Source organism: Flavobacterium sp. FlaQc-30 (genome assembly GCF_044005885.1).
Lineage (GTDB): Bacteria > Bacteroidota > Bacteroidia > Flavobacteriales > Flavobacteriaceae > Flavobacterium.
In genome coordinates, this window is sequence record NZ_JBIPCO010000006.1 from 61,914 (window position 1) to 79,336 (window position 17,423).

General features: G+C 31.6%; 7 protein-coding genes. 4 read left to right on the plus strand and 3 right to left on the minus strand.

Going from position 1 to position 17,423, the window contains the following annotated elements; genetic code table 11:
* Positions 1-6 precede the first annotated feature (6 nt).
* Together ACHRV0_RS14270 and ACHRV0_RS14275 are read left to right on the plus strand one after the other, a co-directional pair.
* Positions 7-1,944: an OmpA family protein gene (locus ACHRV0_RS14270; protein WP_395441311.1), complete on the plus strand. Its 1,938-nt coding sequence runs from the start codon at positions 7-9 to the stop codon at positions 1,942-1,944.
* A gap of 665 nt (positions 1,945-2,609) precedes the next feature.
* The gene (locus tag ACHRV0_RS14275) at positions 2,610-2,897 is read left to right on the plus strand and encodes a hypothetical protein (RefSeq protein ID WP_395441312.1); all 288 of its coding nucleotides are present in this window, start codon (positions 2,610-2,612) and stop codon (positions 2,895-2,897) included.
* A 3,355-nt stretch (positions 2,898-6,252) separates the two neighbouring features.
* Here the strand turns inward: ACHRV0_RS14275 and ACHRV0_RS14280 are convergent.
* The 3 genes from ACHRV0_RS14280 to ACHRV0_RS14290 all read right to left on the minus strand — a co-directional run bounded on the left by ACHRV0_RS14280 (position 6,253) and on the right by ACHRV0_RS14290 (position 12,938).
* On the minus strand, positions 6,253-8,019 hold the full coding sequence (locus ACHRV0_RS14280; protein WP_395441313.1) for a RagB/SusD family nutrient uptake outer membrane protein: 1,767 nt from the start codon (positions 8,017-8,019) through the stop codon (positions 6,253-6,255).
* Positions 8,020-8,030: 11 nt separating this feature from the next.
* Positions 8,031-11,189: a SusC/RagA family TonB-linked outer membrane protein gene (locus ACHRV0_RS14285; RefSeq protein WP_395441314.1), complete on the minus strand. Its 3,159-nt coding sequence runs from the start codon at positions 11,187-11,189 to the stop codon at positions 8,031-8,033.
* A gap of 63 nt (positions 11,190-11,252) precedes the next feature.
* On the minus strand, positions 11,253-12,938 hold the full coding sequence (locus tag ACHRV0_RS14290) for a sulfatase (RefSeq protein ID WP_395441315.1): 1,686 nt from the start codon (positions 12,936-12,938) through the stop codon (positions 11,253-11,255).
* Between the two features lie 189 nt (positions 12,939-13,127).
* On the opposite strand from ACHRV0_RS14290, the gene ACHRV0_RS14295 reads away from it, so the two are divergent.
* Both ACHRV0_RS14295 and ACHRV0_RS14300 read left to right on the plus strand, forming a co-directional pair.
* Positions 13,128-16,133, plus strand: a complete 3,006-nt coding sequence (locus ACHRV0_RS14295; protein ID WP_395441316.1) for a triple tyrosine motif-containing protein — start codon at positions 13,128-13,130, stop codon at positions 16,131-16,133.
* A 418-nt stretch (positions 16,134-16,551) separates the two neighbouring features.
* On the plus strand, positions 16,552-17,379 hold the full coding sequence (locus tag ACHRV0_RS14300; protein ID WP_395441317.1) for a family 16 glycosylhydrolase: 828 nt from the start codon (positions 16,552-16,554) through the stop codon (positions 17,377-17,379).
* The last annotated feature ends 44 nt before the right edge of the window (positions 17,380-17,423 follow it).

Below are 17,423 nucleotides of genomic sequence, written 5' to 3' on the forward strand. Positions count from 1 at the left end.
ATAAAGATGAAAATTAAATATATAGTTGCGACGATTCTTTTAGCGCTTATTGGACTAAAAGGAAACGGACAAACAGTGAAACAAACCAAGGCAGATAAAGATTATGCGCAGTATGCTTACGTAGATGCTATTGTAACCTATGAAAAAGTGGCCGAAAAAGGGTATAAAGATGAGAAAATGTTTCAAAAGCTTGGTAATGCTTATTACTTTAATGGAGAGTTAACTAAAGCAGTCAAATGGTTTGATGCGCTTTTTGAAATGAATACAGAACAAGAACCAGAATATTATTACCGATATGCACAAAGTTTAAAAGCAATAGGAGATTACGCTAAAGCTGATAAAATTCTCGAAAGCTTTAATAAAAAAACAAACACCGATAAAAGAGGAATATTATTCGAAAACAATAAAAATTACCTCGAACAAATCGAAGCGAACTCAGGACGATTTGAAATAGCTAATGCCGGAATCAATTCAAAACAAACTGATTATGGTAGTGCTTTTTTTAGTAATAAACTAGTATTTGCTTCAGCACGAGATACAGGAGGTGTTGCTAGAAGAACGTTTAAATGGACCAATAAATCGTTTACAAATTTATACGCTGCAGAACTAAAATTTGATGGAACCGTTGGAAAACCAGAACGATTCGAAAAGAAAATCAATTCTAAATTCAACGAATCTACACCAGTTTTTACAAAAGATGGAAAAACGATGTACTTTACAAGAAACAATTTCTTGGATGGGAAAAGAGGTAGAAATGACCAGAAAATCACTTTATTGAAACTGTATAAAGCAGAATTAGTAAATGACAAATGGACAAATGTAACCGAATTACCCTTTAATAGCGATCAATACAGCGTAGCACATCCTGCATTAAGCACAGATGAGAAAAAGCTATATTTTGCTTCAGATATGCCTGGAACACTTGGACAATCTGATTTATATAGCGTAACCATTAATAGCGATCATAGTTTTGGCAGACCAGAAAATTTAGGAACATCTATTAATACCGAAGGCCGAGAAACTTTTCCATTTATATCAAAAGAGAATGAATTGTATTTTGCTAGTGACGGGCGACCAGGATTAGGCGGACTCGATGTATTTGTTTCCAGAATAAACGGCGATGGAACATTTGCGGCCGTACAAAATGTAGGTGCACCAATAAATAGCAAACAAGATGATTTTGCATTAATTCTCAATAGTGAGAATAAGATCGGTTTTTTCTCTTCTAATAGAGAAGGTGGAGAAGGAAATGATGATCTATACCGATTCATCGAAACAAAAAAAATACTTTGTGAGCAAATAGTAAAAGGAACTGTTGTTGATTTAGAAACCAGAAAAGTAGTCGATAATGCCAAAGTAACTTTGCTGGATGATCAGTTTAAAGTAATAGCTGAAGTTGTTGCAGGAGCTGATGGGACTTATAATTTTAATGTTGATTGCAACAAAACCTATAAGGTAAGAGCAACCAAGGAAAATTATGAAGCCAACGAAATCTCTGCTCTAACCCAAACGATCTCAGGCGAAACAAATCTTGAAATTCCATTAGAAAAAAGAATCAAACCAATAAATGTGGGTACTGATTTGGCTAAAACGCTGGATATTCCGATTATTTATTTTGATTTGGATAAATCATTCATCCGTAAAGAAGCAGCTTTCGAATTAGAAAAAATCGTAGCGGTAATGCAACAGTATCCAAAGATGAAAATCGATGTTCGCTCTCACACCGATAGTCGTCAAACTGCAAAATACAATATGACGCTGTCAGATCGAAGGGTCAAATCGACCATACAATGGCTGATTAAAAAGGGTATTGCAGCCAATAGATTAACTGGAAAAGGCTACGGTGAGAGTAAGTTAGTGAATCATTGTTTTGACGGTGTCGCTTGCGATGAAGCAGAACACAAATTAAACAGACGAAGTGAATTTGTCATAATTTTTATGTAGAGATGAATTAGAAAAAATAATTAATTTTTAAGTACACTATTAAAGATTAATATGAAGGTTATTATTCAACTAGAGTTTTTTTTTGTGATTCGATGTAAAATATAACATTAACTTTGGTTTATATTTGGACTATATTTTACGTTTTTTAACTTTTTTTTGTGTTAGATTAATTTCCTGGTATGGTAGTTTTCATGTAAGATTTCCTCGTTTTTATAAGGTCTTTTTCTATATTTAAGTAGAAAGAAAATAAATTCGTTTTGACGTAATTATAAATGCAATACAACTTATGGGGATCAATGTGAGATGATTTTATCTTTGTATTTATTACAATATTGTTAACTTATAGTAATTCAGATTTATATAAAATGACTTCGCTTTTCTCTTGATTTAAAATTCGTGTAAACAGTTTGAAAAAATAGATAAATTGTTGTTAAATTATTTTTTTTACCTGAATTTTAGTATAATTAAAAGAAAGGGGATTTATGAATCTGAGTGCGATTGATTTTTAGAAAGTTTTTGAAGTCGATTGATGGTTAGGTACGCTAGCTTGCAAAATAAGTAATTTTTTTATAGTTGTAAAGTTAGGATTTATTTTACCACAAAGATATTGATGAGCTACTTTGATATTAATTATGATATCTGTTATTTTGTATAAAAAAAATATAATGGATGAGTCGATTGATTTTTATAATAAGGTACTTAAGATATTTACCAGAGATTATACAAGAAGTTATACCTTAGAAGAATTAACTAAAAGTATAATTAAATTTTCAGATACTCATTCTAGTTTTAGACATGATATTGATAAGGAACGTGAGATGCAGGCGAAAGTTTTAGATGTGCTAATATGCTTAGATTCAGAAGGTTTTGTTTTTTTAAATTCAAATAATGATGAAAGTATTATAACTACTAAAGGATTATTAAAAGTGGGCGTCATTATTTTATGCAATTAACAATAGTTTTAGTTAATTTCAAAATCGAATTTTATAGTTTGTATTTCACTGCTATCCCAACGTTTTTTCAATATCGAAAAAATCTCATGTACCCTTTATAAGCAGGTTATGGATATGAAATTATGTTAAAAATAAGATTGAACTGAATTTAAATTCTGGTTCAGCCTTATTTTTTTGTTCGATTTTCGACTTGATTGAGGACGTAATTTAAACTGAGATAATAGACTGAACATATCCTGATTTTTTAAACCAAATTTGTAATAGACTTTGTCTTTTTAGAAATTTTTCTGTTTATCAATTCAAGCAATAAGTAATTAATGCCATATAAATTGCGATTTAACTAGATTTTTGCTTGTATCTGAGAATGTTTTTATCTGCAGATTTTGTCTCAAACTTTTGAAATAAATCTTAGTTTTTGTCAGTTGATATCAGTCTTTAATGTTTTAATACTGTTTATAACTATAATTTTGTACTTAATAATATCTTGATCTTTATCATTAGGTAAGTTCAATTCCTGTATGGACTGGAACAATGTATTAGACTTAATGTGAGCCGCAAAAAATATTTATAACTTGAATCTGACGTAATATCAATGTAAAATCAAAATTAGCCCTGTTCTTCTTATTAATTCCTTTTGAGAAAGTTAACTGAGTTAAACAGCATCAATTTCATATTTTTGCTTGTGTTACATTGACCACATCTGGAATCCGTAAATTGTCGTCTCAACAAGTATGTATTTTCAAACTGCTTTTTGGTGTTCGAAACTTTGCCCAATCAAACATATTTAAATACAGGCTAATTGTGATACTGTCGATCAATTTTGTATTTGTGGTCTTTAATTTCTTTGGTAATAGTATATTGGAACTCATTTTTAGATCCGTTCATAATTTTCAAGACCTTATAACACAAGGATTCAAAAACTCTCCGATCTCTTTTTTTATTGCCATCACTCATTATGGATCTTGCTGGACTTTGATTTAGTCCTAAGTCATTAATAAAAGTCTCCTTAACTCCAATTTCAGTGAGAATACTATTTAAAGTGTAGAATTTATTTAGCTACCCGTAAATTAATGCGACAAATTGGTCGTTGGTCTTGTATTTACTACACTCCCTTGTCTGAACTATGTTTTTTAATACAAGATTCAAGCATCCATCAAGGAACAAGATCAATAATTTATCGAATGACTGGTTTTTTGATATTTTTGTTTCGCAAAATCATAAATACAGAATTCTCAGACACTTTTTATTTGGCACTTTCGGATAGCTGTGTTTATATTTACTATAATATGATTTATGTTATTGTTTAATTGAGACAATAAAAATGCCTTTTGTTGGATTAAAATGTTTTACGTAACGAGAGAAACTTGATATACATTTGCAAATTCAGAGATTTTTTTTTAAATTAACGAGAACTAATACAAAAAAATATAATAATGTTTTATGGTTAATAACTTTTAATGATTTGAAAGTAAACAAAAATTTTCAGTTTTGATTGTAAATCAGAATAGGTTTCTTAAGATTAAATATATTCAAACAATTTTCTGAAAATAAAATTTGTTTAAGAATTTAGATGTAAAATACTAATAACCGAGCTCGTTTTGATAATTCCTAATTTCCAAATAATTAATAAAACAAAGAGACAGCAGTTTTTTAAATGACGCCTCTTCGTTTATTAATATGTAGATGGAGCAAAAAAGATGTTTTTTTGATAAGAACAAAGATATCAAATATTAATAGTAATATATAAAAGTTGCCACTTTAATTTTAGTATGATTAGGTTATATTCCATGAAGTGACAGTTAAATTTATAATCAGCTGGAAGAGAGTATATTTTAATTTTTATGAACGTTATGGTATTTTTTTTGATTAAATTTATAAGAAAACGGTTTCTTTTTTTTCTATATAGTAGAAACTTCACCGAGTCGTCTTTTTTATCGATGTTTTTAAGGTTATATTTCCATTGATAAGTTGATTCTGTCTTCCTAATAAAAAAACTTTCAGTAACAAGATTATCATAATAGCTGTTTTTTTTAAACTCATGTTTTTTAGGATCTTATTAGTTATGGAATATATGTTAAGATAGTTTTAACAGACATACTGTGTTTTTATATTTGTGTGAAATATAATTTCTTATTGGGGCATAAGGGATTATTCAATAAGAAGTAGTTGATGATTAAATAAAGTGGACGATTTTGTTTTTTTTATGAATTTTTGTTAGTATTTTTTTTGTTTTGTTATGGATAATTAGTAATTCAAAAAAGTACGTATTAAAGTAGTGTTAGATTATATAATTAGATGCGATCTTATCAATTAGTATTAAAGTAGATAGTAATTCGTAAGTACTTCATTGATGAGTGTATTTTTCTTATTGTTGTATACTATTCAAAATAATAAAAATTAAATTAATGGAAATTATAAGGCGTTTTTAACAAAAATATTTTGAATTTGGATGAGTTTAAAGTTATAAGAAGTAATATGTCTAAGGATTTGAAAAGGTAGACTTTGGGTTGTTTCATGAGAAAAATTTCGCGCCGGAATTGAAATATTTAGTACTCAATGTTACTTTTCTAAGAGATAATGCTTTCTGGAATATGAATATATATATAAGTATATTGTAAGTTGTAATTTAGAGTATTTGACTTTTTACATACAACTAAGAGTGAACAGTAGATAATCAAATGATGTATTATAATTTAGTAGCTTTAGATTGGTTCCGCATCCTTCCTTTTTAGTTGTCCAGGATATGGCTTTTAGAACAGGTATTTAGAAAGGTATGTTCTGGATATTCAAAGAGTTTTAAATTAGCTGAGATATTGAATATGATGAACTGAAGATATTGTATAATATGGTTTTAAAAATGAGAGAAAAAAAAATCAATTGTATTTCTATGAAAATTATTAGATTAAAAAAAAGAAATGTTATCTATTGAAGAAAAAAGCACTTTTGAAGAAGCTGCAGCTCTAATAATAGATTGGCTTAAAAAGTTCATAATTTGTCAGCTATAAAATGATCGATGATGAGGTCTAAAATTAGTATTTATATTATTTAATATTGCAATTATTTGTATCAGATGTCTCAATTTTATACATATAAGATAACCAAACAACAAAGATTTTTGTCTAATGAAGATTATGTAAATCATTATCAATATCGGTAATTATGTGTTTTATAATATTATAAATCATTGTAAATTTCTATGATATCAATCATTCAATTCTAATAATGTCTATTAAAATGATAAGATAATACATTAAAATAAAAGCCTTTCGTTTGGATCCTATCCATTGAAAGGCTTTTTTTATGAAATTGGTTTCAAGTTGTTTTTTACTAAAGAGGCAATTCGAGTTGTATTAAATTAATATCCAAAATTCTGATCTTCCTGACCAATATTATTGTTATTATTTATTTCATCAGCAGGAATTGGAAGTACTAAATTCTTCTTTAAAAAATCTTCTGTAATATTGCCATTACTAAGAATGTAATCTCTGAATTGACCACCAACACTATTGGCAGTTTCAAGTTGGTATCTATATTGAACGTTTTTACTATTGTTATGAAGTTCAATTACTTTTCTTAAGTAAACCGTTCCTCTACGGCGAATATCTTCAAATAGAGAAGGTTCACCAGCCAATTCAAACATTCTTTCAAAAAAGATTTTATCACGCATTGCATCTTTACTTAGTGCAGTTTCAGTTTTTGGATAAATAGCTCCAGTCCCTCCTGAATTTCTTGCACGATCTAAAACCTGATTTAAATAAGTTAATGCCTGACCACTATTTCCTAATTCATTTTCAACATCAGCCATCAATAACAATAAATCGGCATAACGGAAAAGCATTAAATTTTTAGGATCGTATTGCGCATTAGACAATGTCGTCGAAAGTAACTTATTGTTTAAAGGATGTAAATTTCTGTCGCCAGTACCCGTATTATTCCAAAGCGTTCTTAAACCCGCCGGCATAGTTGAAGAAGCACTAAAATTATAATCAGGATTTGTTGCTGTATTTCCTGCATTACGAGGAGCAGAAGCATACATATCATAAACCACAGGAGCAGTTGCCGTACCAGTATTGTATAATGGATATGCATAATAAGTTTGAGCAGTATTTAAAGCATTTGTCCATTTTGATAAATAAGTCGATTTTATGCGGGGATCGTCAGGATAAGTACCACGATGCAAGTCATAGAACGCTCTGTCAATTTTGATATTTCCAAAAGAAGGCTGAAGCGAAGCAATACGGCCAAAATTAGCACTAGGACCAAAATTATAGGTAGTACGCAAATTTAATCCAATAGCATCAGTAAAATTAATTTGAAATATAGATTCAGGAGAATTGTTGCTATGAACCACCCATAAATTGGCATAATTAGCTTCTAATGCAAATTTTCCAAGTGCTTTATCTCCATATGATTTTGCCAAAGTATATAATGCAGTAGCATCAGTACCGTCAGCTTGAGCATGGTTTGCCATAATCCAGTAACATTTGGCAGCAAACGCAATCGCTACATCTTTTGTAGCTAAACCATCCATACTTTCGGTTAGAGGCAAGTTTTCAGATGCAAAAATTAAATCGCTAATAGCTTGTTCGTACACTTGAGATCTGGTACTTAATGGCGTATGTAGATTTTTTGTCGTAAGAGGTTGTGTTATAATAGTAGCTTTTCCAAATAAGTTAGCCAATTGAAAATAAGTATATCCTCTTAAAAATCTAGCATGCGCTATACATCTGGTTTTGTAAGCTTGAGAAAGAGTGGAACCTTCTAATCCTTTCATTAAATAATTACTTTCAGAAACCACTCTGTACAATCCTGTCCACATACTGCTTAAGAGAGTGTTTTCGGCATAATTATCATATTTAATCGTACGTTCAAGACGATCACCATCAGTTTTTGACCAATAAACTCCGTTAGAAGTTGTTACTTCGTGTAAGTATTGGCCATAAACGGCAGCGTTTCCTAACCAACCGTAATTTTGCATTAAAACAGCTTCAGTTGTACTCTGACTATTAAAAACTGTTATAGAATTAAAACTATATTTAGGATCTTCGTCTAGAGAACATGATGTGCTAATGAGTGAGACCAAAACAATCATTAAGCTTGTTATATTGAATTTGATTTTCATAACTTAATTTTTTAAAACGTTAAATTTAAACCTAGGATAATTTGTCTCTGAACTGGAAAAGAATAAAGATCAAAACCTCTTCTTAACGGATCAAAGTTGAAAGATCTGCTTGCAGGATCATAACCGCTATAGCTGCTAATTGTGAAAGGATTTTTAGCAGATGCAAATATATCCAGGCTGTTTAATCCTAGTTTACCCACTACATCTTGTCTTAAAGTATACCCCAAAGTAATATCGGTACATCTTAAATAACTTCCGTCTTCAAGGTAGCGATCATAAATATGTCCGTTAACAATATTACTATTAATAGAAGGATATTCATTAGATGGGTTTGTAGTAGTCCATGCATTTGCAATTGCTGCATGATTCATGTTTCGGTCTCCGCTTTGCAAATTCGCTAAATTATTATATCGGTTATTAGCGTTTAAAATATCTCCGCCTTGTACACCAGAAAAAGAAGTACTAAAACGCAATTGTTTATAATTTAAACTCGTTTGAAAACCGTAAGTAAAATCCGGATTTGGATCGCCAATAATAGTTTTATCTGCCAGATTAACAATACCATCACCGTTTACATCTACTACCTTTAGATTTCCTGGAGCGGCTGAATTTCCAAAAGGGGCACCTACGGCATAAGTCTCATTTTGCTGTACAATTCCATTGGTTTTAAAACCGTAGAAAAGACCCGGTGCCTGACCTTCGATAAAAATATTAGCGGCACCAAAATGATCGCCTGCAGTATTACCAAGAAAAGCAGTTATGGTACCTAGAGAACCAAATGACCCCGGAGTATTTCCTATTTTATTAATAGTAGATTTATTGAAAGCAATGTTTCCTCCAAAAGTCCATTTAAGATCTTTTTTGCGAATAATATCGACATTTAATGTAGTTTCAATTCCTTTGTTTTGAATTTCACCTCTGTTAACTGTTAATGAAGTATAAGCAGTAGAACCAGGAATCGTAATACTTACCAATAAATCCTTAGTGGTTTTATTGTAAACGTCAATTGTACCGGATACTCTACTGTCAAAGAAACCAAAATCGACACCAGTATTTACAGATTGTGTGCTTTCCCATTTTAGATCAGGATTGTTGATTCCGCTTACGCCTAAACCTTGAACCAGCGCTCCTGTACCTGTTGCATATCCTGAACCTACAGCTCCATAACCAAATATAGTGGAGTATGGACCAATGTTTTGACTTCCTGTTTCTCCATAACCAACACGTAGTTTAAATTGAGACAACCATTTGCTGGTACTCGCCAGAAAGTTTTCCTGAGTGGCATTCCAGGCCAAGGCGAAAGAAGGGAAATAACCCCATCTATTTTTTTGGCTGAATTTGCTGGTTCCATCTGCACGCATTGTTCCTGTTACAACATATCTTCCGTCGAAAAATGAAGCATTTAATCTCCCTAAATAAGAGAATAATTGATAATCACTTTGTATTGGAGTCAAAATTTGTACACTCGTAGCAGTATGTAAACCGTCTGTACGTAAGTTTTTGTAGGTAAAGCCTTTTCCTATTGAACCCGTATTTAAAAATTGGTATGAATCATAAGTTACACCAGCCGTAGCATCAATATCTACAACACCAACAGATTTGTTATAAAACAAAAGGTTTTCAATATTATAGTTGTTACGTTCTAAACGGTCTTTGCTTAAGTAACCATTGTATAAATAACCGTTGTATAAACCTAAATCATACCAGTTTTTCTTTTCGACATTGTTTAAGTTGCCACCAGTTCTAAAAGTGTATTTCAGGTTCTTAGTAATTTTATAGTCAATGTTTGAAGCTACAGAAAAGCGATACTCATTGGTAATATCATCATAGTCTGTAAGCCAGCTTAAAACAGTACCTCTGGTATCAACGTCGTTTGCAAAAGTTACATCATCAGTAGGTCTAAAATATGGTGCAGTATTTGTCGCTGTGGACAAAAGGGCTCCCGAAATCCTGCCAACACTGTTTCCTCCAGAGGTCATGTTATTTTTTCTTAGAAATCCGCTAAACTGAAAACCCATTGATAATCTGTCTGTAATAGCAGTATTTAAGTTGAAACGAAAATCGCCATGTGTCAAACCAGTATTTTTAACAATACCTTCGACATCTTTATAAGAAGTAGAAAAGCTGTACTTTGTTTTTTCAGATCCGCCGCTTATATTTAAATTATATTCTCTTGATAATGCCGTTCTCGTCACTTCTTTTTGCCAGTCTCTGTCTGTAAGAAGAGTTTCTTTAACAATGTTTTGTCCACTTTCATTCACACCAGTATAGACATACTTAATATCATTGCCAATAATAAATCTTTGATCACTTGGGTATTTTGTATTCCAGAAAGAAGCATATTCTCTCAGGTTCATAAGATCAATAAATTTTGTTGGGTTTGCTACAGAAAAAATTGCGCTTACACGAATCGTTGCTTTTCCTGCTTTTCCTTTTTTGGTAGTAACTATAATAACACCATTGGCACCACGAGAACCATAAATTGCAGTTGCCGAGGCATCTTTTAAAATTTGAATATCTTCGATGTCATTTGGATTTATTCCTGCCAACGGATCTAGAGTAGGTTGATAATCTCCTGTAGAATTGCGCATCGTTTGCCCTGTCGAAGGTTGAGGTACATTATCAATTACATACAAAGGCTGACTGTCGCCATTAAGAGAATTCGAACCACGAATAGTAATAGAACCTGCTGCTCCCGGTGTTGAACCTCCTGTCGAGACGCTAACTCCCGCGACTTTCCCTTGTAATAAATCGTCGATAGATGTTGCAATGGCAGCCTGATCGCGATTTGGCTTAAAGGATGAAATGGCTCCCGTAAGATCTTTCTTTTTCATAGTACCGTATCCTACCACAACAACTTCGTTTAACTCTTGCGAATCATCTTTAAGAGAAACATTTATATTTTGCTCTGCATTAACAGTTTTTTCCTGAGTTATAAATCCCATGTAACTAAAAACTAATACATCACCTTTTTTTGCTTCCAGTTTATACTTACCGTCAAAATCTGTAGAGGAACTTTTCGAGGTATTCTTAATCTGTATATTTACGCCCGGTATAGACAAACCTTTATCATTTGTAACCTGCCCGGTTACCACTTTTATTTGTGCAAGCAAAGTATTACTGGCTACAATTATAAAAAGTAATGATAATATCAAACTTCTTTTGTTCATGAATCTGTGTTTAAATTGGTTAAAAAATAAATTTTTGGTTGGTTATTTAATAGTGTTTTATATTTATTCTGAATATTCTTTATGATCTGATTTCTTTACTGTTTTTCGATTGTTATAAAGCTGAATATAATAATTGTCTAAAGTCTCCGAATCTTTATATTTGACTCTTAACTCCTGTAGTTTAGTTTTCATCGATGCAGCAATATCTTTATAAGCCGGATCATCATAAACATTGTGAAGTTCGTTAGGATCTTTTTCTCTATCGTATAATTCCCAGGCATCAATATCATAATAGAAATGAATCAATTTGTATTTTTTTGTTGCGATTCCGTAGTGTCTTTTAACAGCGTGCTCTGCAGGATATTCGTAATAATGATAATAGATAGCATCTCTGTCCCATTTTTCTTTTTTGCCTAATAGTAACGGAACCAAACTTTTTCCCTGCATATCATTTGGAGCTTTAACTCCAGCTATTTCTAAGAATGTCTGCGCAAAATCAAGATTTTGTACCATCTCATCTTCAGTTGTTCCGGGCGCTATTTTATTAGGCCATTTTATTAAAAGTGGTGTTCTAAAAGATTCATTGTACATGAAACGTTTATCAAACCAGCCATGTTCTCCTAGATAGAAACCTTGGTCTGAGGTATATACCACAACTGTGTTTTCTGAAAGTTTTTTATCATCTAAATAATCTAATAACCTGCCCACATTTTCGTCTACAGATGCAATTGTAGCAAGGTAATCTTGCATGTAGCGTTGGTATTTCCAAATGGTTAGCTCTTTAGGACTCATTTTTGGATAGTTTTTTAAGAACTCTTCGTTAATAGGACCATATACAGCATCCCAAGCCGCACGTTCAGCCTTAGTCATTCGGTTTAAACCAGTACTAAGTCTTCGTTCATTAATACCTAAACTATCCAGAACAGATCCTTCTAATTTATTGTCGTAAGTAAGAAGCATATCCTTTAGAATATTCATTTCGGCAGATTTTGCAGCACTAGATCTGGTACTGTAATCATCAAATAAAGTTTCAGGTAACGGAAATGTCTTTTTAGTAAACTCCTTAAAATACTTTTCCTTAGGAAGCCACGGACGGTGAGGAGCTTTGTGCAAATACATCAATAAAAAAGGTTTTGTCTTATCTCGACCTTTTTCCAGCCAGTTTAATGTTAGATCTGTAGTAATATCCGTCACGTAACCGGTTATCGTAGTATCACCTTTTTTAGTTATAAATTCCGGATTGTAATAATCGCCCTGATCAGGCAAAATCATGAATTCATCAAACCCTTTAGGATTATTACCAAAGTGCAATTTTCCAAACATTGCCGTTTGATAGCCTGCTTTTTGTAGTAGTTGAGGAAAGGTTACATTCGAGGTATCAAACTTACTTAAGTTGTCTATTTTACCATTTAAGTGACTGTGTTTTCCCGTAAGGATTACAGCTCGAGATGGAGAGCAAATCGAATTGGTTACACTTGCATTCGTAAAAATCATTCCTTCATGAGCAATGCGATCTATATTTGGAGTTTGCATTAATTTATTGTCATAAGCACTAATAGCTTGATAAGCATGATCATCTGACATTATAAAAATTATATTAGGCTTTTGTTTTTCAGTTACTTGATTTTTCTGAACTGAGCATGCAGTTATACATAAAATTACAGCTCCTAAGATTCCGTTTTTGGGAGCAAAGATGCTGTAATTTTTTATTTTAAAAGAGGGAAATAAGTTGATTGAAGTAAAATTCATTTTTTATAACTTTTATTGAGTAAACTATTGGTTAAATCAAAAACTAATTAGAGCAAAAATATCATTTGTATTAAATTATTGTTAATATTGCAGGCCTACATAAAGGTTACATATGAGGAATTTTCAGGTTACATCCCTACTTTTGCGCCTATAGTTTTTAATGACTAAAAGCCGAAAAAAGAATAAATTATGATACTACGATTAAGGTTAATAAATTTTATATTTTTTGTATTTCTATTACAACAAACTGCTTTGCACTCCCAGACACATGCTTTACGATTTAAACGAATTACATCGCAACACGGCTTAACCACAAATAGAGCCAATGCCGTATTTCAGGATTTTAATGGAGTACTTTGGGTAGGAAATAAAATAGGAATAAACAGTTTTGACGGAGAGCTAACAAAAGTGTATCACGTTGGTGAAAACAATAATGTAAATCAATTTTTTGAAGACGTTTACAAGAACCTTTGGGTAGCCACAGAGTTTGGACTTTACTTTTTTGATAAGAAACAGAATGATTTTGTTAGAATTAAATACAATGCAGCGAAAATTAAGGTTTTATTTAATTCTAATGTGTTGTGTGTCTCACAAGTAAAAGAAAACGAACTATTAATAAGTGGAGGAAAAGGTTCTTTGGTTAAGTTTAAAGTGGATCAAAATGGACAAGTCGTCGAAAATTCAATTAAAGTTTTAGACAAACGAAAGATAAACGGATATGTTACCAAAATTCTAAAAGGTTACAATTCCAGATTTTGGTTAGGTACAGATAAAGGCGAAGTATTTTATATAGAGAATGATGTTATAAAAGAATCCGGTTTTACAAAATCCGGCAATAATTCATACATAAATGATATGTCTATTGATAATTTGGGTAATCTATGGATTGCTACAAACGGTAACGGACTTTATTCTTATACGATTGAAAGTAATGCTGTAAAACATTTTTCTAAAAAAGGAAACCTGCAAGAATCGACCATAAATAATGATGTAGTAACAAAAGTGTATGCAGAAGGAAAAAATGTTTGGATTGGTACAGATGGAGGAGGACTCAATTTATACAGTCAGGATAAAAAAAGTTTCAATTATTATATGTACGACTTCGGGAACGAGTTCTCTATATCAGATAATTCTATTATCGACATACAACCCGGATTAAATGGCGTAATCTTATTAGGAACTGTGCATGGCGGAATATCCATTTTTCGAAATAATTATAAAACAGAAAATATTCCGGCTAAAAACTTCCAATTTTTAATTCAGGATCCGCAAGGTTCCCGCGTGATAGAAGACAGTTATAAAAACATTTGGTTATCAGCAGGAAGAGCAGGACTTCGAAGATATAATCCCAAAACAAAAGCATTAAGTGTCTTTTCCGGCACTGGATCTGGATCAGGATTTCGAGGCGATATTGTACTTTCTCTTTTTGAAGATTCGAATAAAAGACTTTGGGCAGGAACGCTTAGAGAAGGAATTAATGCATATGATCTAAAAACAAATAAGTTTATAGAGATACCTAAAGGCAGAGAATTGCGAGGCGTTTTTTCAGTAGCCGAAGATAAAGAAAGCAATATATGGGTTGGTCATAGAAATGGTATTAGTATTTACAGCAAGGAGTTAAAACTGATAAATGAAATAAAACTTGAAGCCAATGCTAATTCAAATTCAAATCAGGTAAATTGTATTTATAAAGATCTTTCAGGAGTAATGTGGATAGGAACTACAGATGGTCTTTTTAAATATGAAAAGCGAGGCAACAGTTTTCTAAAAACTACTTACAAACACAATGTAAAAGATGTTCATTCTTTGAGCAGCAGTTATATATTGTCTATTGATGAAACCTATGATCATTCGATTCTTGTGGGAACCTATGGCGAAGGATTGAATAAATATATAAGAAAGTCCGGAAAATTTGAAAAGGTAGCAAATGGCGATAGAATTAAAGGAGGAATTATACGTGGGATCCTACAGGACAATCAAAAAAACATTTGGCTTAGCACAAACACAGGTTTAACAAAAATAGATTCAAATAACAATGTATCTAATTTTGGAATGGCCGATGGTATTTATCCATTTAATGGAGGTGCCGCAAGTTTAGATTCTGACGGAAAAATATTAATGGCAGGTGTATATGGATTGTCTTATTTTAATCCTGAAAAATTAAACTATAAGATTTATTTTCCGCACGTTTATTTTACTTCAGTTAAGGGAGTTAACGGAAAAAAAGAGTTTGTTTATCCTTTTGCCGAATTAGCAAACGATACGGTAGTTATTGAACCCGACAATAAGTTTTTGAATATAAACTTTGCTTCGTCAGAGTTATATTCGAAAAGTAGTATCGAATATCAGTTTTTGATGGTTGGACTTGATGAGAATTGGCAAAACTTAAACGGACAAAATAAAATATCCTTTTCGAATTTAAATCCAGGCAAATATGAGTTAAGAGTTAGAGCAACTAATAATTTAAAATTGTGGGACAAAAAATATACCTCGCTGTACATCATTGTTAAGCCATCATTTTGGCAAAGGCCTATTGTGCGAATTATGATGGTTTTATATTTTATCGGAATGCTTTTATTATTGTACAATTGGAGAACTTCCAATATTAAAAAACAGAAAGAAAAGCTCGAAAAACTTCTGGACTTAAAAACAATAGAGATCAAAGAACAAGAGCAAAAAATATCTCAGGACAAGATTTCTATCTTAGAATATGAAAAACAAAATCAAGCCTTAAAACAAAAAAAGTTAGAAGATGAGCTAACTTTTAAAATAGACGAACTCACCAATAATACACTGCGAACCATACACAAAAACAATTTACTAAACGATATAAAAGACAAGCTTAAAATCGAAGTAAAAAGTAAAACCATTGATAAAACCAGTTTGCAAAGTATAGTCGATCATATCAATGATAGTTTTATACTCGATGCAGATTGGGAAAGTTTTTACACCGTTTTTAATCAGGTGCATCCTACCTTCATTAAAAGCCTAAAAAAGCGGTATCCCGCGCTAAGTGAGCGTGAAGTGAGATTGTGTGCTTTGGTTTTAATTAATTTCTCTTCTCAGCACATAGCAACACTTTTCGGAATTTCGTTAACCTCGGTAAAAGTAGCAAGGCATCGACTGCGAAAAAAACTAAATATACCAACTAGCAAATCTGTGAAACAGTTTATGTCTGAGTTGCCACTTGAATAATCATTAAAAGTAAATTACAATAGCAAAAAATGATAAGTCTAAAAGCAATCTGTTTGCTTTTAGACTTCCCAAATTTGTGAGATATACTTTTGAACTTTGTTTGTATACTTCTTTTATAGTTTAAGTATTTTATTATTAGTTGTTTAGTTTGTGTTTTAAACGCTAATGTAACTTAGATGTAGTATTGAAGTAACGTATTTGTAACCCTCAAAAAGAACTTTTAAATAGTTTTAATTTTATTTTTGGACAGTCGAGTTTAAGATTTATTTACATTGAATTAATATAAAACTTCGAAATCATTTGGCTTAATCAAAAGATTTATTTTGATTTTAGAGAGCCATTTTTCCCTCCTAAAGAGAATAATTCGAACAATTCAATTTAATGAATGTCCGATAAAATAAAAATTATATAAAAAATAATGAAAAGAAACTATAGTTGTAGAATATTAATATTAGCTCTTGTTTATTGCGGATTTACGTCTTGTTCAGTTCGTAAGAACACAGCAGAAAAAAAGAATGCAATTACTTATAAGTTAGTTTTAGAAGATAATTTTGATGGTAATGCATATAATACAAAGTTATGGAGTGCTTATCCGTCTGAAAAGGCAAAATCACCGTGGAACCGTTTTGTAGTTGATGATAAAACTTTGACTGAAGTTAAAGATGGTAATTTGTTTGTAAGAGCGCGGTGGAACATTGAAGAAGAACGTCCAGAAACAGGCGCAATACAAACGAGAGATAAATTCAGTTTTAAATATGGAAAAATTGAAGTTAGAGCAAAGTTCAATAAAGCGGGTCAGGGAGGCTGGCCGGCAATATGGCTAATGCCTCAGAATCCAATATATCCAGAGTGGCCAAAAGGAGGTGAAATTGATATTATGGAAAGGCTCAATAATGACAATTTTGTCAATCAGGTAATTCATCAGAGCGATAGTGATTTCAAGCCAATATCAACAGGAAAAACGCCTTTGATTTCGCCAACAGGTTATAATACTTACAGCGTCATAAAACTACCAAATCGCATAGAATTTTATGTAAATAATGTATTAGTTATGACACATGAACCCAAAGGTGACTTTGCTAAAAATTGGCCTTTTGAAACTGATTATTATATTATTTTGAATCATGCTTGTGCAGACAAAGGAAAGGCTGGCGTTAAATTTTGGCCCGGATTTGTAACCTCAACAGATGGATTTCCATATGAAATGGCAGTTGATTATGTAAAAATTTGGAAAGCTGTCCATTAAAACAAGATGGTTTAAAATTCAAAATTAAGTAAAAAAACTAACCA